Source organism: Hydrogenoanaerobacterium saccharovorans (assembly GCF_003814745.1).
GTDB classification, from domain to species: domain Bacteria; phylum Bacillota; class Clostridia; order Oscillospirales; family Ruminococcaceae; genus Hydrogenoanaerobacterium; species Hydrogenoanaerobacterium saccharovorans.
This window is the reverse complement of sequence record NZ_RKRD01000001.1, coordinates 1,120,240-1,143,308: the sequence shown is the minus strand read 5'-3', so window position 1 is coordinate 1,143,308 and position 23,069 is coordinate 1,120,240. Positions and strand designations below refer to the sequence as shown.

The following is a 23,069-nucleotide window of genomic DNA, read 5'->3' as shown; positions in this document are numbered from 1 at the left end:
CAACAAAGTTCTACATAAAACAAAAAAAGCCGAGATATGCAGTTTCATTTTCTGCACATCTCGGCTTTCGTAATCGTATTATTCAGTAAGCAATTTTGCTGCTTCAAGGCATTTGTTTTTATACGAGGCGAGTTCATCCGTCAGCGAGTTCACCTGTTTTTTAAGCTTGACCGTATGTTCTTTGCTTGCGGTAAGCTCGGCGCGGATGCGCGCCAATTCGTCCGCTTGCGTCTCTACAGGTTTTGGCGGTTGAGTTGTTTTGCTAAAACCGTTGAGCCCTGCCGCCTTGATGATGGCAGGGTAATCTTTGTAGCCGTAGTTTACGTCGCAGTTGGCATTGACGCCGCTAACCTGCCCGGGGATGGTGTAATCTCTGCCCTTGGTGCCCCATCTGCCGACCACACCGTATTGCCAAATACCGTATTCACCCGCAAAGTTGGGCTTGTCCGCACCGTAGTGTGCCACCCAAATACTGTATCTCTTAATGCGCTTGGGTGCATAGCGGTACAACTGCATTAGCGGGGATGCCGACATATACAGCATCGCAAAGTAGCCGGCTGCCTCAACGGTTGATAGAAACGCGTCAATAATATCAAGCTGGGTGCCCAGCGGCAGCGACTTGTGGTATCTACCGTTACTGTCGTACCCACCCAGCTGGGTGACGTCTTCAAAGTCGAAGGCGACGGGGTACTGCGGTTTCAATCCCTCGATGACACGAAGGAAAAAGTTTGCCTCTTTGCGCGCATCCGATGCGTTTGTGGCGTAGCTGTAATGGTACAACCCATACGGGGTGCCGTACTTTACCGCACCCGCGACGTTTGCCGCAAACTGCTTGTCTATCTGATTGTTATTGTCCCAACCGAAGCAGGCACGAATCATCACCGCGTCTGCTTCTACTTTCGCCCAGTCAATCTGCCCTTGGTGGGTGGATACATCAATTATATTCGTTTGCATGTTTGCCCTCCCCTGCGAATACCTTATCAAGCTGAAGCTTGGCGTATTTGGTTATCTCGTCAAAAGTATTCTGTACAATTGCTTCAATCATATCGCGTGTAATTATCACACGCAAGGGTATTGGTATTAATTCATAAAGCCTGTCCACTACCCAGCCGCGTTTAAGTCCGCCTGCTTTGGTTATATCTTTGTATGTATCTTCTGCCTGCGCGATAAGCTCGGTGGTTTTTGCTTTCAGTTTTGCATTAGCATTGTAATACACGGCAGCTGCACCGAGCACCACCATTGCGATTGTTTGCAAAATTAAAATTGCTTTATCCATTATGTTTTGCCTCCTCCAAATCGTCGATTCTGTGGTTTGCTACTTTCATCTTTTCTTCTAGTACATAAGTTCGCTCTACCACAGAATTGTGTTTTTCTACCTTTTTTTCAAGTGCGGATATCCGCGCAATAATCGTCCCCGCAGTTGTCGCTAAGCCAATCAGATAGATTACTATATCTTGTGAAAACTCCAAGCGTCATCCCTCCGTTTTTGCAGTTGAATGCAAAATCTCTTGCTTTTGTTCCGTTGTAATCCACTTTGCTTTCACAAACACTTCCAATTGCGGCTTTTTGTAAAGCCCTAATATAAAATATTGTTTGATGGTGTTGTACCAATTAAACATTTGTATTCCCTCCAGTCTGTGCCATCTGTAGCAGCAATTGTGCGTTGGCTTGCTGTAAGTCTGCAATGATGGTATCTTGTTGTGCTAGTTTCAAGGCAAGTTCTGCAAATTGTAGCTGCTCTTGTGTATTCTTGATTTTTAACGCTTGTATGCTGTCTTCTCTATGCTTTACACTCATTCAAAATTACCTCCCGCCGATACAATAAAACAGTCGCCCTTGGCATTATTCCGATTCACCTTGATTCGGAAGTTGAAACCCCACGTAGCGGCTGTTTTTATTGTGTTTGTTAAAAAGAATTTACTATTTCGAAGAACGGCGTTAGTCACGTCCTCCCAAGTTGGAGAAGCGTCATTGCCGTTGTTGCAAACCTCAACCGAAAAAGTCGCACCCAGCGGAATCTGCCGCGTAACGCTCATAATCGCTTTTGTTACTAAGTCGTCAGCCGGAAGAGGGGTTGCAAGCGTTAGTTCAATTTCTGTTTCATTTTTTGTGAACGTATACGTACGGGTAGTTGTTCCACCATAATTATCGCTTACAGTAATCGTTATGGTGTGCGTCCCGTTCAAAAGCTTTATCCATTCTTTTGCCGTCACATTAAACGAATAGTTTTGCCCGTTGGTTGCTGTAAATTTTCTCTTTTCTGCTCCGTCAATCTTTTCAACTGCTGTAATCGTCTGTCCGCTATCCGCATCGGTTGCGGTGTACGACACGCTGAATGCACCTGTTTTCAGTCCTAAATCTTCATCATTACCACTGATTGTTGGTGCTGTATTATTTATTACCGTTCGTGTACCGCTTGTTTGATACGCCGATTCCGCGCCGACACTGTCGTATGCCTTGACACGATATGCAACCGTATTCCAGCCAAACGTGATTGAATCGGTGAACGCGCGGTTGATACCCTTGTAAAGCTGCACCCATGCGCCGCCGTTGCATTGTCTTTCAAGTGTATAACCCGCAAGATTGCTATCTTCATCGATAGAACTGCCCCAGCTTATTGTTAAGCTTTTTTCGCTGCAAACTGTTGACGGAACATCAATATTAGGAGGGGTTGAAGGCGGGAGATTCCATACGATTGCATATGCTCCATCATCTTCGGGCGAATCAGATACCAAGATCTGGGATGGCAAATTACAAAGCGGACGAACGCCCCAGTGGCTGAAGCACACTGAAGTACCGTGCGACGTACCAGTATAACCGACCGCGTGCTCCATATGCGAACTGAGTGCATCAGGGTCGCGTAACCAATAATACCATGGTGAAGATGTGTTAAAGTTGCTGTCTGTATATTCGCTCTTACTTACACATTCAGCGGTTGGGTATGCTTGGCGCTCGCTTTTTGATTTAAAAACCGAAAAAGCATGATCGCCAGAAAGCCCCATTTCGTCACGCGAGGCAAGAAAAATTTTATCTGTGCAAGTTTCTGTTCCTCCACCATCAACATTTGTTTTGCCTACGTTAATTGTTGTTGCAAGCAATGAGGTAACCATATTGTCAGATAAATTTTTTAAGAAGCCTGCCTCTGCAACGTATGCATTTTTGTATTCCGTATATTCATCGTTGGGCGGCGCATCTGCGTCATGCTGTGCAGCATACCAAGAACCAGCGTTAGCGTCGCTATTTAGCCATTGGCGGATATTGGAATAAATATATCGATTGTTTCCTCTTTCGCTGCGATTACTATCACTGTTATTGACTTCTCTAGCATCAAAGCATTTTAGCGAAATAATTTTGTCCGTCATCAATGTTATTGCTCCAGTTGGGTAGCCACTATGGTTTTTGTCAACGATTCGCCATACAATCGGCTTTCCGTTGTAAAGCGTCCCAATGTCTTTAACAAGGGCGCCTACACTAAGCGCGCTTAATTCTTTTGCCATTGCCTTTCACTCTCCTTATTTTGGCTTAGCATTCAATCCTTTGACGTGCACTGTTCCAAATTCCTTTTACAAGAGTTACGCCGTCAAAAGAATCGAATGACACAAGAAACGGGTTGCCCGTTATATTGCTGAAAATCCCATCTTCTGCGCGAGTAACTCGGCATTCCAGCTCTGCGCATTTATTCAAGGCGTTTACTGCATCTTTCATCGCTTGCGCCGCCGCCTGTGCACCAGTCGTCCACTCCGATTTTTGCTGCTGGGTTGTGTGGAGTATTTGATTTTCAGCATGCCCTATCAATTCAGTCATTACAATGTCATAATTTTCTATAAGTGCGCGGCTTACGTGAATCTCTGGGTTATTCACATGGGTATTTAATTCTATAACATCTGCCTTTTTTGCAAATAGTGTTTGATGTGCAGATGGAGAACTATTATGGTCGTCAATATCTTTTTTTCTTGCTGTAATTACGTTTGGGTCAATTACGAAAGATATTGCACCCGTATTTGAGATTTCAAGGTGCATGGTCAATTCAATTTCGCCTGCTGCACCTGTGGTGATAATCACCTTTTCTGTATCCGGAGTATTGCAAATAGCAATCATGTTTTCGGCTTCGTCAAAAACTGCCATCTCGCGAATCGTCCACCCGCCGACGGAAGAGGGCACTACCGCTACAATGTCAATCATGTTCGGGGACTGCTCACTAACCAACACGCTGTTTACCGCCCCGCGCCACTTCTCATTTTTCAGCTTTGTCATACTTGGTAATGGCTGATAATACGCGCCGTTGCCATCACCTACCGCAAGATGTGTAATATTTACTTTTGCACCCTGCATTGTGGCAGCAGTAATCAGCTGAACACCAACATCGGTTACGAGCGTTCCATATGTTTTTTGGGTTTCTGCCATCTGTTTTATACCGCCCTTTCTGTATTAGGATATATTTCAACGGTTCTTGCGTCCTGCACAAATCCTGCATAAAATACGCCGCCGCTTGACGAAATATCTGTAGTAAGATAAGGGTAAACCTCCAGCCGCGTTCCTATAGAGTGAACTGCGGCAACCTGAACCTTTGTATGTTTTTCTACCTTGTAGTTGATTGCTTCAAGGTGCGAACGCAAGTTTTTATAAAACCGCGTTTTTGCAAGAACAGCTGCTTGTTTTTCGGCGGTAATGCCGCTTGCAGTTACCCCTATTACAATGCGAAACATGTACGGTGCTCCGCCGTATTCAAACCATTCTTGTACTTTTGAGCCGGGAAAAACACTGCCCAAGGCCGTTTCTACCGCATATTTTGTGCCCAATTTGCGGTGCACCTTTACGCTGCTTTTAATCGTCTTACGTTTCACCTCAATTGGGTATGTATAGTCGTACCAATCAACATGCAAATCGTAAGCCAAAATATCCAGTGTCTGTTCGTCTAGCTCGTCAATACGAGCATACAAAATGTTCTTATTTATCTCATTTGCAGTTATGTGCAATTGCTCTGAAATAGTTTTTGCGAGCCCAAGCATTTTAGGGTCGTCCTTTAGCGGAGGGGGCAAAGTACGCGTAAAATCTATAGCATAAATATTGTTATTCATTTTCTATACCCCCGTTTACAATAATTGTTTTTTCAGCAACTGCAACTGCATTGTCTGCCAATGTTGTAAAAAAGGGGCTTCTTATATCAACTCGTTTTACTCCCGTTGCCATAACCATAGAAATTAAATAAGACGGGTTAATATCCCGCCCCATTTTGGTACTTTGCCATTGTTTATATTTATTTACAGCGGCGTTCACTTCTTCCGCAATCACCTCTGCGCTGTTTTCCCCCCGCTCCCACATATAATAGGTAAAGTCAATGCTGTACGGCACTGCTTCGGGTGCAGCAACCTTCACGTTATCCGTCAGCGGTCGCACATCATCCGCTTTGAGCACGTTGGCGACTTCATTCAGTATTTCAGTGTCGGGCAATTTTCCGCCCTGCAACAACACGCGAACATCCACCACTCCGGGGGTAGGCGATGTTGCTTTTACATCGGCAATGATTGTAGAAGCAGACTTTGCATGGTATTCATATGCTCCTATTGGCCCGGCAGTCGAAAAAGTTTCCATGCTTTCGCGCATACGTTTGTAAAAAGCTTCATCGGTTTCTTCCTCCGCTCCGCCTGCGCTGGTTGTAATATTTTCTACCTTTTCATAGTAAGGGTAAACATCAACAAGCTGCGTTATCTGCCCCGGCACAAAACCGTTTCCGATCGTCCCCACTGTCTGGCAGGTTGCGGCAACATCACCGTACAATTCCCCCGCTTTTATATAGAGGTCTTCTGTTGTTTCAAATGTAATCTTGCCGTCGAGCGTTACGCGGGTGTTTTGTGGTATCATCTGCGGCACGGTAAGTGCCTTAGATAGATAAAAGCGAAAGGTTGATTTTGCCGATTTTGCTCCCAGCCGGTAAGTATCCCTAAATATTTCTGCAAGGGAATCTAAGTATTTGCCCTGTGCATAGCGGGGTACATTCTGCTTTGCAGACTCGTTGATAATAACCCGCTCTTGTATGATTATGTCGGCAATCCATAGTATGAAAAGCCGTGTGGGGTCTGCCGGATACAGCGTGCGTCCTGTAAACATTTCATACGATTGAATTAAGCTGGTTACAAGCGTTTCCGTATCCGTATCAACAAAATTGATATCTGGAAAGCCGCTTTCTTTATCTGTCAATGATATTCACCTCCACCTGAGGAATAAGCTTGCCTGCCAATGTTTCCTCTTCACTCTGCGTAAAAGATACATTTTTCACCTCTACCCGCGGCTCATATTTTTCAATTGCGTCCAAAACTTCCGAAACAAGAATTGTCTGTGCTACGGAGTAAGGCTTATCAAGAAATTGTTGTGCCAGCCCAAAGCCACGGTCAAGCGGAACTGAAAACTGAGGTGTTGAAATAATCATGGCTACATTTTGTAACACCTCTTCTTCGATTGTTTGCGGTGCAAGGTTGATGCTCTTAGGCTCAAACGCCTTGATTGTATATGTCATTTTGCTTTACCTCCTAACGCACACCATACGCTTGCATGGTTACATTTGCTTTTGCTGCCAACAAATTTCCGCGGTTATCGTAACGCTCTAACTGATTTTCCACTTTGGTAATGACCCATTTGTTTTTTCCAAAGGTTTTTTTACCAATAATAAGACGGCTTACTTTTCCTTTGCGTACCGCGTTGTGCAGTTTGTTAATTTCAGTCATTGGGTTTACACCTAAAAACGCAGAGAACAACATTGAAAAAGATATAGTTTCCACATCCGTTCCCACAAACTCCAAGATTGGGTCTTTTAAATGGACTTCGTGCGTGGCATATTTTGCCCCGAAATTCCATTTTAAACTGTCGAACGTTTTTATTTCTCGGCGCGATACACTAAAAACAATGTTACTCCATGACCCTATCACTGCCATCTAAATCCCCCCTATCACAAAGCCGTCACTTTCGCCGTTAGGCAAATAGATGCAAAGGACCAAATCCCCAACCAAGGGAACCCACGGGAATATTTTTATTTGATGCGCATGTTTTTCTGCTTTTCCTGCATGTGTATGCCCTTCCGCCACCTCAACCCCATAAGTAAGCTCCACAGCATCAGCTGTTACAAAGGGCGGGTTTTTTAGTATTTTTAAAGGGCCCGAAACAAGATTGTTTTTATCTGCAAAATTCACACGCGCCGTTCTGTTGGCGGCATTCACAGAACTAACTGTACCAACACGCACAATGTTTTTTAACGCTGTTATTTCCTCGCTTACGCCCATCAATAGCCCTCCAATACACGGCGCAGCTTTAACTTTACGGTATACCCACCCGCCAAGTTATGTGTTGCGCTCTCAACCATATATTTTCCATCGAAAGCACCATACCCCACTACCTCAACGGTAACTCCCGCAATAAGGTCTAAATCGCCTACAAGGTTTAATTCTGCGGTAAATTCACGCTTGTTTTTTTCGCGTAATCGTTTCATAGCGAGTTGCCGGGCTTCCTCACGATTGTTAACTTTTTCGTTTATTTCCAGTTGTTGTCCGGTTCCATCTGGGTTCTGTGGTTTATAGGTGTATTCGATGGTTTTACCGGTCTGCGGGTTGGTATAGCTCACCTTGCAGCTGCTGTATGCAGTGTCATTTGAATTTGTCCCGAATCGATAAGACTTTATATCTGCTGAGCCACGTTGGATGGTTCTTACTGCATTTTTCTGTTCATATGTTGCCGCATCAAAAAGAACGATGGTTTTTGATGTAACCTTGAGCGATATACCGGCACCTTTGCAAAGCCCTCGCAAGAAAACAATGTCAGACTGCTGCACCTGTTCGCGGCGGCTGTAGTAGGGGTTATATGTCGATTCAAACATACTTTTCATCCCGTTTTTAACTGCAATTTCTTCTGCAATCGCTGAAAGATAAATGTTTTCCCATGCTTTGGTTTTCTTTTCTATTCGTATTGTTGAGGTGTAAGGCAGCGATGTCCCTTTTATATTCACAACCTCAGGCGGGCCACTTACGTCCACGCTATCAACTTCAAAAATGCCGCAATTCAGCATTTTATCTTTTCCGGTAAAATCCCAATTTTTTTGCACAATAAGAGCATGCAACATCGCGCCTTTTGCACCGCCGCTTTGCATCATTGTATCTTGCTTTGCCTCTTCCTTTTTTACTTGACTTTCTGCAAACCATCCCTTCTGGTCTACATGGATTGGGTAAGGTATGCCGCTTTTAAGGTTTAAGTACGTTACTTTGCCTTTATAGTTGTTCAGCATTGCGCCTGGGTTACCGTTGCCGTAGCTGCTGTACTGCGGCCTGCCGTTTGCAGTCACCACATCCCCTATCTTCCACCCACTGCTGGTAGCGGGCGGCAGGGGTGGCTGCGCCGGTATATTCAGCCAGTCAAGCCAAACACCATCTCTGTCATCCAACGTCAATTGCAGGTCGTCCGTTTTGTCCTCTTCGTTGTCCGTATAAGTCATTGCAATAAGGTGTTGGCTTATGTCTGTGCTGATATCGACCCCCTCAAATTCAAGGCAGATTTCAACGCGCCTTGCTAAACTGCTGGCGCTCATAAAACCCCTCTTTTCCACGGCGGTAAAGCAGCTGAATAGCTTGGTTCAACATTTGGAATATCCAGCACCATGCCCGCTGAGAAAATAACGGTATCACGATATTGTAAATTGGCTTTCATCAGTTTATCTGTGTGCTTTTCATCACCCATCGCTTTGTAGGCTACTGCATCCCACATATCACCGGAAACTGTTGTATAGGTTCTAGGCATACCATCCCCGCCTTTCATTCTCCGTGTTTTTTCGCAATCGGTTTTCAATTGTGTATAAAAGCTCTTGGCTGTAATTTTTAAGTTTTTCATCTAAATCATTCGGCCGGTTGCCGTCGACATATATTTTTGGGGTGCTGTTAATGACGATAGACTTTGAAGTTTGCCCACCAACGGCAACTGCGGGCGCGGTTACGTTTGACATTGGTGCATATGTAGCCGCCGTTTGAGGAGTTTGCATATGAAGCAGTTTACCCGTGTGCAGCCAAATTGCTTTTGACCGTTGAGACCCGTCAATGGGTATGGCCGCTTCGGGCGATTTTTCGGCAAAGGTTGCCAGTGTTGGCTTGGTTATTATCCCGCCTGTGGCATAGCCGGGAATTTTGCCACTACTTTGTTGTACAATCAACTTTATTTTCTTACTGGTTGGCACTTCGTTTAACTTTTTAATAAACCCCTCAATGTCTTTTACCGCATTGTTTACATTGATCGTCTTTACATCCGGCACTTCTTTTACAGCAAGGTTTAAGTCGCGTATTGTGGCGGCCGCTGTTAGAAGTTTTGGTTCCAACTCCTTAATCTTTGTTTTTAACTTATCGGCTTGTGTGCCATCCCCCTGCCCGTTTTTTTGCAATTCGGCAAGTTCCGATTTGATTTTTGACAAGTTCTCCGAAACAGTTATAAAACTTCCGCCCAAATCTATCTCTGCTAATTTCAAGCTGGCATCATAGTAGTCATTGACAGACTGCGTTACTGTGGTTAACTCTTCTTTTGACTTTGTAATATTTTTAGCGGATTTTGATACCTTTTTTTCGAAATTAATATAGGTACTTTCAATTCCTGCAAATCCGTTGCCTTGAAAGGTCCAATCTTTCCCTACTAACTTCCCCACCTGTTCTGCCTTTTGAGTTAACTGGTCGAACATTTGGTTTATCTCTTCGTTACTATGCTGAGTAGCGTTGAAAATTTGCCAATCTCCTATAATCTCACCCAGTTCATCACGAACTTTCTTTTCTGTTTCATATTGTTCTAGTAAGCTTTTTGTTTTTGCGGTTATGCCGCCAATTTCCCCTAAAGCTTTGGGTAATTTCTTTTCGGCTTCATACTGCTGCTGTTCTAATTGAATTTTGGCAAGTTCCAGTTCCTGCTGTGTTTTTTTCTCCAACAAGCCGAGGTTTTCTGATATTTTGCCGTTTTCTTGGTCGTACTTTGATAAGACATTGGGGTTTTGCTCAATAAGAAGTTCCTCGATGTTTTTCATTCGTTCTTTTGCCTGCGCCGCCTCGTCTGCCGAAGTTGCAACATCCCTTGTTTTTTCCTCCAACTGACGATATTCGTCTATCAAATTTTGAGTAGATGCCGCTTTATTGCTTACTTCTTGGTAAGATTCAGCTGCTTTCTTTAAGTCTTTGCTGAACGTAAGCGTATCTTGCCGCGCATTTTCTTGCGACTTCATATAAAGCATAATTCCGCCCGTTAATGCGGCAAGTGCTGTAATTGTTATTCCAATCGGCCCCGAAAGGAGTGTAAATGCCCCTTTCAGAAGCCCAATTGATTTGGTCATCCCTCCAACGTTTTTTGTAACGATGCTGCCCGTTTTACTGGTATCCAAACAAAATAGTTTTATAATTTTTTGAACCCCTAAAATGCCCTGCTTTGCTTTTAAAAATCCTAAATTGGCCGCCTGCCCTCCCACTTTTAAAGCGACTAACTTTGCCGCTAATTTCATAAAGTCTTTTATCGCTTGCGGGTTCTTTTCCACAAATCCAGCGAACTGGGTAACCAATTCAGACACCTTTTCAGCCGCTTGCCCCATATAGGGTAAAAACGTTTCGCCAAGGGTAACACTCAGTTTGGTTAAACTGTTTTTTGCAAGCTGTATTTTGTTTTCTGTAGTATCGGCTCTTGAGGCATATTCTGCCTCCATACTTCCTGCGTATTGTGACGCATCCCCTACTTTTTCAAACTGCTCTTTTAGCAAGTCCAATTTTGTCAGCATTGGGGCTATTGCACTAACCGATTCTTCACCAAAGTAATTCTTGAGTGTCGCTGTTTGTTCTGCTTTTGGCAGCTTATGAATTGCACCCATAAAATCTAAGACTGCGCCCTTTGCATCCTTTTGCATCCGCTGCGCTAGGTCTGTTGCCGAGATGCCCATTGTATCAAGGACGGCTTGTTGACGTTTGGTAGCCGCAGCCCCTGCGGTCATGGTAGTCATAACCTTTTTGATGCCCGTTGCGGCTACATCTTCCGAAACACCTACAGAAACAAGCGTTGCACCAAGTGCTGCAATTTCACCGTTGGCAAATCCGGCAACTTCCCCCAAAGGGCCTACCTTCATTACAATGGAAGATATTTGTGCTGCGTTTGCTGCCGATGTGTTGCCCAAATAGTTTATTTTGTCCGAAAGCTCTACAACCTGCTCTTGTGACAGCCCAAAGGAGGTGCGCCATTTTGCCATCCACTCACCGGCTTGTTCTGCCGTTGTGTCAAACGCAATGCCCATTTTACCGGCATCCTCAGAAAATTTTATAATCTCCTCTCTTGCAATTCCTGCTTGCCCTGCAGCCGCTGCAATTTCGGTTAGCTGCTCACCGGTCATTGGTATTTTGGTAGAAAGGTCAAGAAACTCTTTTTTCATTTGAAAGTATTCTTGCGTGAGTTCCCCTGTACCGTCTTTCAGCCCATCAACTACCTTTACAACATCCGCCATTTTCGATTCAAATTTTACCGCGCTTTGAACGGGTCCGGCATAAATAGCAGCTCCAACCGCCCCAACAACCCCGATTGTTTTAGCAAGCTGTGCTTTTGTAGAAGCGATGGTGTCGGCTGTTTTTTCTTGTTCTGCAATGATTCCAGCTAATTCTTCTTGGCTTTTCTTTACATTCTCATAGCTTTTTTGTAGTTTTTCATTGGATGCACTTAAGTTTTGTGTATTTACTCCCGCCTGCTTTAAATCAGATGCAAGCGCATTCAGCTTTTTTTGCTGTTCTTCAATTTTTGCGGTGGTGGCGGCAATCTGCTTTTCGTTTCTCTCGTACTGTTTTTGTAACGCTTTCGACGGTTGTTCTGTTTGGCGTATTTCCTGTTGCAGCCTATCGTGTTCGGTTGTAAGCTCTGCAAGCTTTTTTCGGTTGTTTTCTACCGCGGTTGTCTGCCTTTGGTAGCCGTCTATTTTTTTGGTGACGGAGTTTATTTTTGTCATAGTATTTTGCAGTTGCCTTGTTGTGCTTATGGCGTCGGAAAAACTACTGTGAAAGTTTCCGTTCAAAGCAGCCTTGAGTTTGAACAATAATTCGTACTCTTTACGCCCTGCTGCCATGCCGTCACCCCCTTACCTTTTGTCATCTTCTTCTATAGCAGTATTAATATCTGTAATCCATGCTTCCAATTGGCTTAAAGTCAATTCAATCCAAAACGAAACAGGTGTATTTGTAACTCTCGCCAACCGAAAACTTTCTTTTCTCAACCAGCAGCACGGGCTTTTTAGTAGCCCGTGCTTATTAAAAAATCGCGTGCGGCGTTTGTAATACGGTTAAAGTCTTTCATCGGCGTTTGTTCTAAAACATCACTACCTATTTTGCCGGCTTTTGCAGCCATCTTTGCCTGAAAGTTTCTTGAAATTTCGGGTGCAATCACATAATCTTGTTGCGCCTGCATTTCAGCTTCAATATCCAGCATATCTCGTCCGGTCAGCTTGTTAAAATCAAACACCATATCGGTGTACTGCTTTTCTTCGTACTCAAAAGGTTTTTCAAATGTATGGACATATACACCGTCTCTTTTATTTGTTAAGGCGCTTTTGCTCTGCTCGTTCAATGTCATTTCCCTCCGTTTCCTATTTTCCAAGTGCTTTGCGCACATCCGCTAAATAATCCGTACCATTTACAAAATAGATAAAGTTTAAGATATCTATTTCAAGAACTTTTTCTCCGTTAATAAAAGTTGCGTAGTATGTTACCGCAAATTCACCCGATGCATCCGCTGGGCTTGCAGGGGAAAGCTTGCCGGGCGCAAACTTGGTGGGGGTTGCCATAAGTACATGTTTTACTGCCTGTTGTACAAACTTTCCGGCGGTATTGTCCCATTGTTGCTGGGCGGCGCGCAAATCAATTTGGTGGTTGCGTGGTTCTGCAAGTTTAATGGCATCTTTGGTAACCGACCTAAAGTTCAGCGCGAGTGTCATTGCCTCAATGTGCCCCACAAAAGCGCCGTTAAATGCACCCGAAATTCCTGCGCCTTTTACCTCTTCTGCGATTGTGTTAATTTCCGGTAAGGTCACTTCTGCCATCCCATAATATTCGGTGCTATCTTCATACACGGCAAAGTTTACGGTTCCGTTATCCACTTTCATATGTTTTTACCTCCTTACGCCAATGCCGCGGATACATAGTCCGCGTCATATTCCAACACAAATTCAAGCTCTCTTGACGGGCTGGGTGGAGTCATATAAATATGAAAAACAGCCTTTCCCGCCATCAGTGCGGTTGTGCTGTTTTCTTCTTCTTTAAATTCAATTCTGCCACCCAATAACTTTTCCTCTGATGTAAGCCCGTTGAGCCAAATATTAAAACTGTCAACAATAGAATCAATCAAACGTCGGTTTAGTTTGCCATCTATCTTTGACCAATAGGTTAATATTATTTGATTTGCCATCCAGCCAAACATGCGCGAAACAGGGACAAAGTAGTCCTTTACGTCTGTACTGGAGGGGAAGCATGCTGTTTCGTTGCCCCAAAGAACAAACCCACCTATAAAATTTAAAGCAGTAACAATTCCGTTGGAGTTTAAGAAATTAGCTTGCTGTAAATCAAGGGCAGTTTCCGTTCCATCCTTTAAAACAGTGCTGTCTATTTTAAGCGGCTTGTTTGATGGACTTTCTGCTGGGCAATTGTCATTATTGGCATCTACCGTTGCCATAAGCCCTGCCGCCTGCGTTGAAAGATGGAACACCTTGCCACCCATCTTACACATGGGGTAACAGAGAATTTGTATTCTCGAATTGATATTGTTTTTCTTTTTCCATGCCGGTGCGTCAGAATAATGTGTTACGGTGGTTGTATCAACATCAATAAGGGCTTTCCCCTCAAAAACACCGTTGATATTTTGTGCTTTGCTGCTCATGACGGCAGCAACTTCTGCTTTATGCGACCAACCAGGACAGAGTAAAATGTCTGGTACTACACCGTATATTGGAAAAACTTTATCAATGAGTTCAAATCCTGTCGTTTGCTTCGTTTCAACATGGAAGCCACCAATTATATCCGCATCCGTGACCATAGATGGGTCTACCGCGCTGTATGCAATGTTTAGCTTCTTCGCCGTTTCGGGTACTTTTCCCCCGTCCAACAATTCCAACACAAGTTTTTCGCCATCGTAAAACAAGTCGTAGTCTGTTCCTGCTTGGTAAGTTGTTCCGCTTTCTGCTTCACTTTTTACAACAACCGTATCTTTCATCGCTTCAAGCGGAAGGTATGCTTTTTTCTCAGTCAAATCAACATCGGATGCCGCCACTGTCTTTTTGTGCTTTGCAGGGTCAAGGACGTTCACAAACACAACCGGTGCAACTCCATACAACTTGTAATGCGAATACATTACTTCACAAAGGCTGTATTTGCTCCAATCGTTGCTGTATCCCAGTGCGGCAACTGCTTCACTATAATTGCTGCCAAGTATAGGAACATTCACTTTTCCAGAAACCATGTGAACGGGTGCAGTACCTACGACAAACACAATGCCGCTTGCTGCTGTAACCGGAGTGGATACCGATGAACCGACTTGGCGTGCTTTTACGCCGTGAAAATATGCCATCTTTTATTCCTCCTTATTTGTGCTCATGCTAGAAACAACATCACCGTAGTATTTATTAATAATGTTTCCGGGTGCTTGAGCTTTTTCTTTCATTTCTCCCAACCGATGGATCGGGACGATAAGTCGTTCAATCTGCGGGTATTCCTCCAGCACATGGCTGTAATATGCCTTGATTATCTGCATGTCGCCGATTAAAACGGTATTGCATTTTAGTTTTCCACCCGGCAAGGTGGGGCCGATATAAACATAGTGCTGATAATCTTTGACTGCATTTGTTTTTTGTTTCGCACCGATCACCTCCGGCTCGTTAGTATTCTTTTTTACTGCCATTCCAGTTCAACCTCTCTTTCTATCTTAGGCATACCCCAAACAGTAAGCATTTCGCCCAAATAATAAGGGGCCGAACTGTCTGGGTAAACAATGTACTCCAGTGGTTTTTTTAGTAAAAACTGCTCTCCCACAATCCCCGCTTTCAGCAAAGCCACTCTTATTCTGGTTAAGAGGTTCAGAACATCCATTGCGCCCGCTCCCCCGTCTTCAGAATAGGTTGCAACAACAATTCTTATTTTGCATTCGCTCTCTGCGCTTACTCCCTCGTTTTGCTCATCTTTGCCTGTTAAAAATTGCAACAAAATGTATGGGATTTGCTGCGTTTCTGCTTCCTTATCCGGTAGCTGCATCGTGTACACCTGAGCGGTCCGTTCTTTGCTTTCACCGCTGTTTTTCTTTACTCGGACGCAAAGAATTATATCCTTTGTATGCTCTTCGATAAATTTTTTTAGTTCTTTAAGCAGTATAACCGCTGTCATGTTTCACGCCCTCCGTTATACATAGCCATTTAGAATACGGGTTATTTCATGTTCAATACGCTTGTTTACAGTTTCTTGCACTACCTGTTCCACTTGTTCCAGCACGACGCTGTTTCTTGCCATCTGGGCAGTAGATAGACCCATATGTTCGGTAATTTTGTGTCTTCCTTTTCGTTCAAATATTCCGGTATGACCATTCATCATCGTGGCAACAAATGCATCTTGGAATAGAGTCTGTGTGTTCGATTTTTTAACAGCTGCTTTTACGGGCGCACTTTTTCGGTACATTCTCCATCCAGTTTCTGTCTTTACCGGAACATAATCTTTTGTTTTCACCGGCATAGTTGGCGAAACATTGAATCGGTAAAGAGGTAATTTATACCCTGAAAAAGTGACTGTTCCCACAATTCCACTTTCCTCCTTGCGCGTTCGCATATTTATCGTTGTTTCTGCTCGAAGGCTCTTTTGTGTAATTGCATAAACGCTTGTTATCTGCTTAACTACTTCTGTTTTTGTGGTAGCGTTTCCTCGGCTGATAATATTTGAAAGTGCTTTTTCTGTGCCGTTTGGTATGTTCCCCAAAATAAGGCTTACCCGCTCAATCTGTTCATTTGTTATTTTAATCATTCTGCCAGCATCTCCAAATAAAGAACAACTTCGCCCACTTCGGCATGAACCTTTGCAACAGTGTAAACATCATCGCCAATTTCTACCGTTTGTCCTCTTTTTGGGGTAGTTTTTAATAGTGATAAAGGTGCATACATTACTAAATCAACAAGAGTTAAGCCGTCCACATGGTCAGCATACGGCTTTTTCCTGTCTTGTGCCCCGCCATCATCCAGTATGACGGGGCCTTTATATCGGTTCTTACCAATCCAAAACTCTGAAATACAGGCATGTTCGTTGCTGTTATGAAATATCGCATTCAAATCGCGCTCAATTTGCGCTTTAAAGTTCATTACAGCACCTTTGCGGTATACCAGCTATCCACTTCATGTGGCACAGGAAGTGGGTTGCTGTTCAGTTGGAGAAAACGGCGGGATGGGTTGCGCTCAATCCAAGAGTCCGGTACTTTTGCACCCTCAACAGTGATAAAATTCTGCGTCTTCTCATCAAGCAGGGTGACTGCACCGTAATACATAGAATAATCAGCTCCGGTAGAAAGCAATGTTACCGTTCCGTCCGGCACAATGGGCTGTTCGCTCATATTTTCCGGGTCTGTCCAATCATCCAAATACCACTCATTATAAGTATAAATATCAACACCCTCCGCGTGTAGCGTGCCAATATAAGTTACACCGTTTGGCAGTTCGCGTGGCTTAATGGCGGCAAGGTCATAGCCCTTTGTATCAAGAAGCTTTTGCACCTTTTCATGGTTAATAAAAGCGGTTGCAACGTCATCCGCCATAATACAGACATTGCAATTTACAAAGCCGGTTTTTTGCACTTTTTTGCGCCAACGCTTTATATCCGCAATTGGGTCGGAAGTTGACGCGCTCCACTTTTTAGCGGTGTCTTTGATTGTTTCATTATTGGTAAACGAAAAGTCAATCACTTCATTGATTCCGTCGCCTACAATAGGAATGGTTCCAGTAAAAATCGCCTGTGCCGCCATCCATTCTTCGCGGCGTACAATCATTTCATTTAGCTCTGCAAAATCGTTTGCCAGTTTTTCAACAGCTCTTTCCGCAGGGCTTTTACCGCTAAAAATGTTTTCACCGGGTAGTCTTGCCAACAGGTCATCTACCGTAGTAATTTTGTTTGGCGCAACCAGCGGCGGGGTGTATGTTTTGGTCTGATAGCCACTATTGGGGATTGTTTTTCCTCCAATTTTGCGATGTACAAACGGCGCAAGTGCGCGGTTGCCCTTTTTAAAATCAACATCAACGCTTTTGGTTTGGAATGTTTCTACATTTTTAAAAAACGTTGTTCTAAAAAAGGTTCTTACTGCCGGCATACGGGATACTACTTTACCCATTGTGCGGGGTTCATAAATGCTAAATTCGTTTGGCATGTTTTCTTTCTCCTTATTTCAAAAATATTTCAAGCTGGCGCAAAGCGGGTTTGAGTGCTTCAAGGGTTACACCTTTTGGTAAAACAAGTGCGTTTGCAAAATATTCACCGGTTAAATAGTAAACCACTTCACCTTCACTCGGTACGTCCGCCGCAATGCCTACCAGCTTATCCAGCGTATCTGCCGCCGCTTCCTCAATTCCATTCTCCCCTTTGCTGAGCGGCGCGTGTTTTTTTATGTCAGCTCCCGGTTTTATAATTCCAACATCGGTTACAATAGGAAAAGTTCCTGCAAAAAAGTTGTCTGGGGTGTGTGCTGTTTTGCCAATCTCAAACATTTTTTCTCCTCCTTATTTCGCTATGGGGAATACTTTGTCAATTGCCGCGTCAAACGGATTGTTGTCATTTTTACCGCTCACGCCCTCTTGACTGTTGTTTTCCACTTTGTTTACGTTGCTGTTCTCAACGTCTTTTTCTCTGTTTGCAAGGTAACTGCCGCCTTGTTTTTTCTGCTCTGCTACAATCTGCATAGCAACATCGGCGGCGGCAACGGGTTTTTCAAACTTTGCGACATTTACAATGCTGTCAAAGCCATCCAATGCCATTTCTTCAATGTCTTTTATGCGGGTACGTTCCGCAAGCGCTGCGTTGTCGGCTACTTGCTTTGTTAACTCGGGGTAAACCGCTTTTAGGTCGTTTACCGTTTTAATGTCTTTGTTCTCGGTCATGTTTTCTCTCTCCTCTTTGGTTTGATTTTGTGTTGATGTATTTAAAAAACTGCTTTGCGTGTGCGTCGCAATGCGGTTTATTAGTGAAATTGGCATATCTGGAAAGCGCGAAATATCCAACGGAACGCTATTTACAATTAGCTTTGAGGTGTTTTCAATTGCTGTTTCAATTTCTTCAAACATCAGCTTGTCGCAAAAACCTGCGTCTACCGCTTGTTTCCCGTCGTACCATGTTTCGGTTGCCATAATTGCGGCAATCTCAGCTTCATCTTTTCCTGTTTTTAGCGCATACCCGTTTACGATGGATTGTTTTATGACCTTTAGTTCTTCCGAGAGCTTTACAAATTCGCTTTCGCTGAAATATCCTAAAACACCCATTTTAGGGTCGTGCACCATGAATACACCATTTCCCGGTATCTCTATTGTGTCTCCCGCCATTGCAACAATGGTTGCCGCAGAAGCTGCCCAGCCATCTATTTTTACAGTAATTTTTGCCGGGTTATCCTTGAGCCGCGTATAGATAGCATTGGCTGCAAACACATCACCGCCGCCGCTGTTAATTCTCACAACGATTTCATCGACGTTGCCCAGCGCGGTTAATTCCTCTGTAAATTGCTTGGGGGTTACTTCATCGCCCCACCAAGTTTCAGAGGCAATATCACCGTAAAGTATCAACTCGGGGGAGGTATTTTTCTCTGCTGAATTTCGAAAGCTCCAAAAATGTTTATTCTTTGTTTGTGTTGATTTCTGCCCCGCTGGCATTTCCTTTCACCTCTTTCATTATCTCTTCTTCTCGTTTTAGTTGTGCGGCGTTTCTGTAAAAATCGGAACCATTCATCTCCATCGCTTCGCGGTCGCGGGTGCTGAACCCGTTGTTTACTCTCTTTTCTGCCGCTGTTACTTCATGTACCGGGTTTAACAATCCTTGCGCCGGTCCGTTCCATTCTGCACCGCAATAAGCTTTCCGTTTTATTGGGTCTGCTAAAAAGCCCGGTGCCGAAATGCGCCCTTTGGCCACCGCCTCCGCAAGCCATTCTTCAAAAATAGGCTGGCAAAAATCATTCGCAAGCCAAGTTCGGTACATGCGAAACATTTTCCATGCTTCCAACAACGCACCACGGCTGGCTGAATAGGATGCGTGAAAATTCTTTACAAGAAGCTCGTACGGAATTTCAAGCGCTGCACCAATCTGCCTGCAAATCGATGTAACAAAGCCATCAAAGGCAGTATTTGGTCTACCGGGGTTCATATCGTGGGCTTTTTCTCCCTCATTTAAATCAATAATGGCACCGGGGGCTAGTTCAAGGGAGTTTTCATCTGCTCTGTCCACTTGCAGGGCTTCCGGTATTATCTCTCCAAACGGCACTTCTTCACTAACGCCATCCTTTTCAATGAAGATTGTAAACATGCCCGACACAACCGCGGCTACAAGCTCCGCGTCTGTATATCGCCCCAGCTGTTTTAATGCCTCAATAACGGGTGCAAGAAAAGGAACGCCTCGGCGCTGACCAATGCGTTCCCTGTTCATTACATGGAGTACGTTTCTTCTGCCTGTATTTTCTCCGTAAGCTTCCACACGCGTCCATGCCGTTTCACTATTTTCGTACGAAAGTGGGTGGTGTTTGCTTATATGGTACGCTACAACCTCCCCCGCTTGGTTAATTTCAACACCACCTACAATTTTGGGGTTAATGGTGCCGTACGGGTTGCTTAATCGATCCGCTTCAATCAGGTTTACCCGCAAATCGTATGGCATGTTAACGCGCTTTGTCACTGGCAAGGTAACAATTACATCACCACTCATAAGCCAATTTAAAAAAGCAAGCTGTTGCAATTCAAAAAAGTTATCCAGCCTTTCAAGGTCGCACGCTGGTGTATCTGCCCACAATGCAAATTCCCGCTCAATTTTTGTTTCCAGCTTGCGGGCTTCCGCTTCGGTTATTCCCAAAGCTTCATAGTCTATTTGACTTTTTAACTTTAAGCCCGACCCCACTACGTTGGTACGGCATGTTTTAATTGCGCCTGTTGCAAGCGGTACGCCCATATACAAATCTCTTGAGCGCTGCCTTAAGGTGGAGAGATTTTCTTGGATGTCTTCCCTCGCGCTGCCACCGGCGTGCAGCCAACCGAGCAATGACTTTTTTGTGTGCGAAGCCCCATAGTTGCTGTACCCGCTATTCATTATTTGCAACCGCTGGCGTGCGGCGGCACGTTTCAGCCCTTTTTGTGGAAATATTGCCGTAATAGCTTTATCAAAAACATTCAAGTGGGTTCACCGTCCTTATAAATCCCGCGGGACAATTCGCGTAACGCGGTTACGTCCGTTTCTTATTTTTATATTTTCAAGCCGTGCAACTGCGTTACTCCAAAAAATTATCTGCTGCCGAATTTCCGCAAGGTTTGCTTTTGTAAGGCTTCTTGACCCGATCGAATAGCTTTGGTGGGTCGTAACCTCTAGTTCTGCGTTTAGCCATGCGTTCAAATGGTTTCTTGCCGTTTCAAGCGGCGTTTCTATTCTCTTTGCCTTTGCCATTAAATAACACCTCCCGACCGTGACCGCCTGCCCCGCTTTTTAATAGGGGAACCGGTAACGTCTGTTTTATCTGGTTTTTTAAGTACGGGGTTTGCAATCTCCAGTGCTGCCGTTGCATAGTTGCGAATGTCAAGCGGCTCATTTCGTTTGTACCCGCTGTCTTTTAACATCCATATGTGTTGTGCTCTTCCTTGCTTGTAGGTCAAAACCATCTTTTCGGCAGTAAGCCCTTTGAAGTATTCTTGTGTATAGCCTCGGTCTTTTTCTTTCGGAAAATGACAATAGTTTGGTCCCTCTTCTGTAATTGCCAAACACTGATAGAGCAGCGATTTACCCGTATCAACGCCAATAATAAACAAAGGTGTTTTTGCTCGGTTTGATTTCGTCGGCTTTTTGACATACGGCACCTCCATTCCGCCTTTCCCTTTAATTGCATAAACACGGCGGGCAGTGCGTGCTTTACAGAATTTATATACCTGATTGGTAAAGTGCCCGCCGCTATCCATGCAGGCACAAATTATTTTTAGCTTTGCGCCATCCGCTCTGGTGAAGGTTTGGCTTAAAAATGTGTCTAACTCATTCCAAATCTCTGGCAACTTTAAATCTCCGTAAATCACTTGATATTTTATGCCCCAGCTTTCTTTATCTACGCCCCAGCCAACAACCTCAATTTCAAAACGGTCGTCCTGTGTGTCAATTCCCGCCGTTAAGCAGATGACCTCTTCGGGAACTTCGCAGTTGTATTTTTCCCGCCGTTTATAAAGGTCGTCCTGTTCCAGCTGCTCACCCTCTTCTTCCCACGTCTGCCCCATTTCGGTGTTTGTCCAAACTTTTAGCAGATGAATATTACCTTTTTTCTTTTCTTCGTTTGCAGTAAGAAATTTTTGTACAATGTCTTTCCACTCAGTCAATAAAGAAGAAAGGGCATTCAAATGAAATCCGCGAACCTTTCGATTTGGGAACTTTGCAACGAATTTTCCGTTTATATACTGCTCTTTCCAAGTTGGCTCACTGAGCACAACACCACATTTTGAGCACGCATAGCAAATTTCCTCTAGATTTTCTTTGTCAAAAATCACTTGTGCCCACTCCATTGGCTGGTATTCGCCGCATTCTGGGCAAGGTACGTTCCATTCCTCTTGCGTGCTGTGTATGTATTCTACCTCGATTCGAGAAAGCCCTTTAATGGTTGGTGTGGAGGTATATACTTCTTTTTTATTCCAAAAAGTTGTAATGCGCTTGGACGCAAGTAAAAGCGGGTCGCCCTCTTTCCCCGCCGTTTCTGAGTACCTGTCTATTTCATCTGCCAGTAAAATACGTATTGGGCGGGATGCAAGGGAGGATGCGGAATTTGCACCAACCATTGTTACATGACCGCCGGGGAATATTTTTTGCAATATGGTGTTGCCACTGTTTCTGCTTTTGTCATTTATCTTATCCCGCAAAATTGGGGTGTCACGCAGCATTGGCGCAAGGCGGTCTTTTGAAAATGTCTCTGCCATTTGTATGGTGGGTTGCAAAACCATAATTGGGCATGGGTCGCAGTACATATAGTAACCAATCGAGTTTAATATTGGGCCATCTGTTTTTCCAAGCTGAGCCGCACTCATAAACACAACTTTTTTAGTCTCATCATCTGTTATTGCGTCCATTATCTCGCGCAAATATGGGGTTTTTGCCGTATTCCATTTACCCGGCTGTGCCGATGATTCCTGCGAAAGATAACGGTATTTATCTGCCCACTCGGATATTGTTAAGTTCGGCGGCGGTGCGAGCACCGAAAATATTTGTGTGAATAGATCAATGGTGGCTTGTTTCATTGTGTTTTTCACCTGTCATAAATGTTTTATCAAAGTCAGATAGCTCGTTTAGAGCATCAATAATACTGCTTTTTAAAATTTTTGCAATTTCAGATTGACTGGTTTTCTTACTCAGAATCGGCGCAAGCTTAGCGGGGATTGCTAATAATCGGGCTCTAAAGTTTACCAGCATGTCTGTCATAACCGTTTCAACATCTTCCGTGCTATGCAGCTGATTTTCCCTTAACTTCAATTCTAATTCTTCATTTAAACGCTTGGCGCGAACCAGCTTTGCTCGCTCGGTGTTGTAGCTGATGCTTTCTTCACTTTCTGGGTTGCGTTTTCTCAAATAGTTTATATAGCGGTGGTTTGTGTCTTTTAAGTTGTACAAACCGGGGCGAACTTCTGCAATTACATTTTCGTCACGCAGCTGCCTTACCCTGCGTTCTGTAATATCTAAAAACCGGGCAACCGCTTTCGAATCGTAAAGTTTCACATTCTCTCCCCCTCCCCTTTAAACCGTTTTTGAATACACCCCCCTTAAAAATATTTCGGCAACCCCGGAAGCGTTTAAAAAATTCTTGTGGCTAAGCAAACGCCG

At 44.1% G+C, this 23,069-nt stretch carries 29 protein-coding genes; all 29 read right to left on the bottom strand.

Going from position 1 to position 23,069, the window contains the following annotated elements:
* Positions 1-78: 78 nt before the first annotated feature.
* Complete coding sequence (locus EDD70_RS05390) at positions 79-954, bottom strand: glycoside hydrolase family 25 protein (RefSeq protein ID WP_092752235.1); 876 nt, start codon at positions 952-954, stop codon at positions 79-81.
* On the bottom strand, positions 935-1,276 hold the full coding sequence (locus EDD70_RS05385) for a hypothetical protein (RefSeq protein WP_092752237.1): 342 nt from the start codon (positions 1,274-1,276) through the stop codon (positions 935-937). Before EDD70_RS05385 ends, EDD70_RS05390 begins: the two co-directional genes overlap by 20 nt.
* The gene (locus tag EDD70_RS05380; protein ID WP_092752240.1) at positions 1,269-1,469 is read right to left on the bottom strand and encodes a hypothetical protein; all 201 of its coding nucleotides are present in this window, start codon (positions 1,467-1,469) and stop codon (positions 1,269-1,271) included. Before EDD70_RS05380 ends, EDD70_RS05385 begins: the two co-directional genes overlap by 8 nt.
* A gap of 3 nt (positions 1,470-1,472) precedes the next feature.
* Complete coding sequence (locus EDD70_RS05375; protein WP_092752242.1) at positions 1,473-1,619, bottom strand: XkdX family protein; 147 nt, start codon at positions 1,617-1,619, stop codon at positions 1,473-1,475.
* Complete coding sequence (locus tag EDD70_RS05370) at positions 1,612-1,797, bottom strand: hypothetical protein (RefSeq protein ID WP_092752244.1); 186 nt, start codon at positions 1,795-1,797, stop codon at positions 1,612-1,614. Before EDD70_RS05370 ends, EDD70_RS05375 begins: the two co-directional genes overlap by 8 nt.
* Complete coding sequence (locus tag EDD70_RS05365; protein ID WP_092752246.1) at positions 1,794-3,497, bottom strand: DUF6273 domain-containing protein; 1,704 nt, start codon at positions 3,495-3,497, stop codon at positions 1,794-1,796. The genes EDD70_RS05370 and EDD70_RS05365 overlap by 4 nt, the downstream gene beginning before the upstream one ends.
* A 25-nt stretch (positions 3,498-3,522) precedes the next feature.
* Positions 3,523-4,404, bottom strand: coding sequence for a phage tail protein (locus EDD70_RS05360; protein WP_092752249.1), 882 nt, complete (start codon positions 4,402-4,404; stop codon positions 3,523-3,525).
* A 5-nt stretch (positions 4,405-4,409) separates the two neighbouring features.
* Complete coding sequence (locus EDD70_RS05355; RefSeq protein ID WP_092752252.1) at positions 4,410-5,078, bottom strand: phage tail protein I; 669 nt, start codon at positions 5,076-5,078, stop codon at positions 4,410-4,412.
* Positions 5,071-6,198 (bottom strand): baseplate assembly protein, encoded by a 1,128-nt coding sequence (locus tag EDD70_RS05350; protein ID WP_092752254.1) that lies wholly within the window; start codon positions 6,196-6,198, stop codon positions 5,071-5,073. Before EDD70_RS05350 ends, EDD70_RS05355 begins: the two co-directional genes overlap by 8 nt.
* On the bottom strand, positions 6,188-6,514 hold the full coding sequence (locus EDD70_RS05345) for a GPW/gp25 family protein (RefSeq protein WP_092752256.1): 327 nt from the start codon (positions 6,512-6,514) through the stop codon (positions 6,188-6,190). The genes EDD70_RS05350 and EDD70_RS05345 overlap by 11 nt, the downstream gene beginning before the upstream one ends.
* A 13-nt stretch (positions 6,515-6,527) precedes the next feature.
* Positions 6,528-6,929, bottom strand: coding sequence for a phage tail protein (locus EDD70_RS05340; RefSeq protein WP_092752258.1), 402 nt, complete (start codon positions 6,927-6,929; stop codon positions 6,528-6,530).
* Positions 6,930-7,274, bottom strand: coding sequence for a hypothetical protein (locus EDD70_RS05335; RefSeq protein WP_092752260.1), 345 nt, complete (start codon positions 7,272-7,274; stop codon positions 6,930-6,932).
* A complete protein-coding gene (locus tag EDD70_RS05330; RefSeq protein WP_092752262.1) occupies positions 7,274-8,569 on the bottom strand; it encodes a phage late control D family protein in 1,296 nt (431 codons plus the stop codon). Before EDD70_RS05330 ends, EDD70_RS05335 begins: the two co-directional genes overlap by 1 nt.
* Positions 8,566-8,778: a tail protein X gene (locus EDD70_RS05325; protein ID WP_092752264.1), complete on the bottom strand. Its 213-nt coding sequence runs from the start codon at positions 8,776-8,778 to the stop codon at positions 8,566-8,568. Before EDD70_RS05325 ends, EDD70_RS05330 begins: the two co-directional genes overlap by 4 nt.
* On the bottom strand, positions 8,771-12,097 hold the full coding sequence (locus EDD70_RS05320) for a phage tail tape measure protein (RefSeq protein WP_092752266.1): 3,327 nt from the start codon (positions 12,095-12,097) through the stop codon (positions 8,771-8,773). The genes EDD70_RS05325 and EDD70_RS05320 overlap by 8 nt, the downstream gene beginning before the upstream one ends.
* 164 nt (positions 12,098-12,261) lie before the next feature.
* Complete coding sequence (locus tag EDD70_RS05315; RefSeq protein ID WP_092752268.1) at positions 12,262-12,594, bottom strand: hypothetical protein; 333 nt, start codon at positions 12,592-12,594, stop codon at positions 12,262-12,264.
* A 19-nt stretch (positions 12,595-12,613) separates the two neighbouring features.
* Positions 12,614-13,129: a phage major tail tube protein gene (locus tag EDD70_RS05310; RefSeq protein WP_092752270.1), complete on the bottom strand. Its 516-nt coding sequence runs from the start codon at positions 13,127-13,129 to the stop codon at positions 12,614-12,616.
* Between the two features lie 14 nt (positions 13,130-13,143).
* Positions 13,144-14,586, bottom strand: a complete 1,443-nt coding sequence (locus tag EDD70_RS05305) for a phage tail sheath family protein (protein ID WP_092752272.1) — start codon at positions 14,584-14,586, stop codon at positions 13,144-13,146.
* A gap of 3 nt (positions 14,587-14,589) precedes the next feature.
* A complete protein-coding gene (locus EDD70_RS05300) occupies positions 14,590-14,916 on the bottom strand; it encodes a hypothetical protein (RefSeq protein WP_092752274.1) in 327 nt (108 codons plus the stop codon).
* Entirely contained in the window at positions 14,907-15,395 is a 489-nt protein-coding gene (locus EDD70_RS05295; protein ID WP_092752276.1) for a hypothetical protein, read from the bottom strand. The genes EDD70_RS05300 and EDD70_RS05295 overlap by 10 nt, the downstream gene beginning before the upstream one ends.
* A 15-nt stretch (positions 15,396-15,410) precedes the next feature.
* Complete coding sequence (locus EDD70_RS05290; RefSeq protein WP_092752278.1) at positions 15,411-16,022, bottom strand: phage tail protein; 612 nt, start codon at positions 16,020-16,022, stop codon at positions 15,411-15,413.
* A complete protein-coding gene (locus EDD70_RS05285) occupies positions 16,019-16,354 on the bottom strand; it encodes a hypothetical protein (RefSeq protein WP_092752280.1) in 336 nt (111 codons plus the stop codon). Before EDD70_RS05285 ends, EDD70_RS05290 begins: the two co-directional genes overlap by 4 nt.
* Positions 16,354-17,409: a major capsid protein gene (locus EDD70_RS05280; RefSeq protein WP_092752282.1), complete on the bottom strand. Its 1,056-nt coding sequence runs from the start codon at positions 17,407-17,409 to the stop codon at positions 16,354-16,356. The genes EDD70_RS05285 and EDD70_RS05280 overlap by 1 nt, the downstream gene beginning before the upstream one ends.
* Before the next feature lie 13 nt (positions 17,410-17,422).
* Entirely contained in the window at positions 17,423-17,746 is a 324-nt protein-coding gene (locus EDD70_RS05275) for a hypothetical protein (protein WP_092752284.1), read from the bottom strand.
* A gap of 12 nt (positions 17,747-17,758) precedes the next feature.
* The gene (locus tag EDD70_RS05270; RefSeq protein ID WP_092752286.1) at positions 17,759-18,898 is read right to left on the bottom strand and encodes a head maturation protease, ClpP-related; all 1,140 of its coding nucleotides are present in this window, start codon (positions 18,896-18,898) and stop codon (positions 17,759-17,761) included.
* The gene (locus tag EDD70_RS05265) at positions 18,861-20,402 is read right to left on the bottom strand and encodes a phage portal protein (RefSeq protein WP_242943077.1); all 1,542 of its coding nucleotides are present in this window, start codon (positions 20,400-20,402) and stop codon (positions 18,861-18,863) included. The genes EDD70_RS05270 and EDD70_RS05265 overlap by 38 nt, the downstream gene beginning before the upstream one ends.
* A 15-nt stretch (positions 20,403-20,417) precedes the next feature.
* Complete coding sequence (locus EDD70_RS05260; protein WP_092752288.1) at positions 20,418-20,669, bottom strand: DUF6148 family protein; 252 nt, start codon at positions 20,667-20,669, stop codon at positions 20,418-20,420.
* Positions 20,669-22,489: a phage terminase large subunit family protein gene (locus EDD70_RS05255; protein WP_092752290.1), complete on the bottom strand. Its 1,821-nt coding sequence runs from the start codon at positions 22,487-22,489 to the stop codon at positions 20,669-20,671. Before EDD70_RS05255 ends, EDD70_RS05260 begins: the two co-directional genes overlap by 1 nt.
* Positions 22,470-22,964: a hypothetical protein gene (locus EDD70_RS05250; RefSeq protein WP_092752293.1), complete on the bottom strand. Its 495-nt coding sequence runs from the start codon at positions 22,962-22,964 to the stop codon at positions 22,470-22,472. Before EDD70_RS05250 ends, EDD70_RS05255 begins: the two co-directional genes overlap by 20 nt.
* Positions 22,965-23,069 lie beyond the last annotated feature (105 nt).

Bases quoted from the DNA above. Each gene is read 5' to 3' on its own strand.
- EDD70_RS05390 (WP_092752235.1), bottom strand. From the start codon at position 954: ATGCAAACGAATATAATTGATGTATCCACCCACCAAGGGCAGATTGAC.
- EDD70_RS05385 (WP_092752237.1), bottom strand. From the start codon at position 1,276: ATGGATAAAGCAATTTTAATTTTGCAAACAATCGCAATGGTGGTGCTC.
- EDD70_RS05375 (WP_092752242.1), bottom strand. From the start codon at position 1,619: ATGTTTAATTGGTACAACACCATCAAACAATATTTTATATTAGGGCTT.
- EDD70_RS05370 (WP_092752244.1), bottom strand. From the start codon at position 1,797: ATGAGTGTAAAGCATAGAGAAGACAGCATACAAGCGTTAAAAATCAAG.
- EDD70_RS05365 (WP_092752246.1), bottom strand. From the start codon at position 3,497: ATGGCAAAAGAATTAAGCGCGCTTAGTGTAGGCGCCCTTGTTAAAGAC.
- EDD70_RS05360 (WP_092752249.1), bottom strand. From the start codon at position 4,404: ATGGCAGAAACCCAAAAAACATATGGAACGCTCGTAACCGATGTTGGT.
- EDD70_RS05355 (WP_092752252.1), bottom strand. From the start codon at position 5,078: ATGAATAACAATATTTATGCTATAGATTTTACGCGTACTTTGCCCCCT.
- EDD70_RS05345 (WP_092752256.1), bottom strand. From the start codon at position 6,514: ATGACATATACAATCAAGGCGTTTGAGCCTAAGAGCATCAACCTTGCA.
- EDD70_RS05340 (WP_092752258.1), bottom strand. From the start codon at position 6,929: ATGGCAGTGATAGGGTCATGGAGTAACATTGTTTTTAGTGTATCGCGC.
- EDD70_RS05335 (WP_092752260.1), bottom strand. From the start codon at position 7,274: ATGGGCGTAAGCGAGGAAATAACAGCGTTAAAAAACATTGTGCGTGTT.
- EDD70_RS05330 (WP_092752262.1), bottom strand. From the start codon at position 8,569: ATGAGCGCCAGCAGTTTAGCAAGGCGCGTTGAAATCTGCCTTGAATTT.
- EDD70_RS05325 (WP_092752264.1), bottom strand. From the start codon at position 8,778: ATGCCTAGAACCTATACAACAGTTTCCGGTGATATGTGGGATGCAGTA.
- EDD70_RS05320 (WP_092752266.1), bottom strand. From the start codon at position 12,097: ATGGCAGCAGGGCGTAAAGAGTACGAATTATTGTTCAAACTCAAGGCT.
- EDD70_RS05310 (WP_092752270.1), bottom strand. From the start codon at position 13,129: ATGAAAGTGGATAACGGAACCGTAAACTTTGCCGTGTATGAAGATAGC.
- EDD70_RS05305 (WP_092752272.1), bottom strand. From the start codon at position 14,586: ATGGCATATTTTCACGGCGTAAAAGCACGCCAAGTCGGTTCATCGGTA.
- EDD70_RS05300 (WP_092752274.1), bottom strand. From the start codon at position 14,916: ATGGCAGTAAAAAAGAATACTAACGAGCCGGAGGTGATCGGTGCGAAA.
- EDD70_RS05295 (WP_092752276.1), bottom strand. From the start codon at position 15,395: ATGACAGCGGTTATACTGCTTAAAGAACTAAAAAAATTTATCGAAGAG.
- EDD70_RS05290 (WP_092752278.1), bottom strand. From the start codon at position 16,022: ATGATTAAAATAACAAATGAACAGATTGAGCGGGTAAGCCTTATTTTG.
- EDD70_RS05285 (WP_092752280.1), bottom strand. From the start codon at position 16,354: ATGAACTTTAAAGCGCAAATTGAGCGCGATTTGAATGCGATATTTCAT.
- EDD70_RS05280 (WP_092752282.1), bottom strand. From the start codon at position 17,409: ATGCCAAACGAATTTAGCATTTATGAACCCCGCACAATGGGTAAAGTA.
- EDD70_RS05275 (WP_092752284.1), bottom strand. From the start codon at position 17,746: ATGTTTGAGATTGGCAAAACAGCACACACCCCAGACAACTTTTTTGCA.
- EDD70_RS05270 (WP_092752286.1), bottom strand. From the start codon at position 18,898: ATGCCAGCGGGGCAGAAATCAACACAAACAAAGAATAAACATTTTTGG.
- EDD70_RS05260 (WP_092752288.1), bottom strand. From the start codon at position 20,669: ATGGCAAAGGCAAAGAGAATAGAAACGCCGCTTGAAACGGCAAGAAAC.
- EDD70_RS05255 (WP_092752290.1), bottom strand. From the start codon at position 22,489: ATGAAACAAGCCACCATTGATCTATTCACACAAATATTTTCGGTGCTC.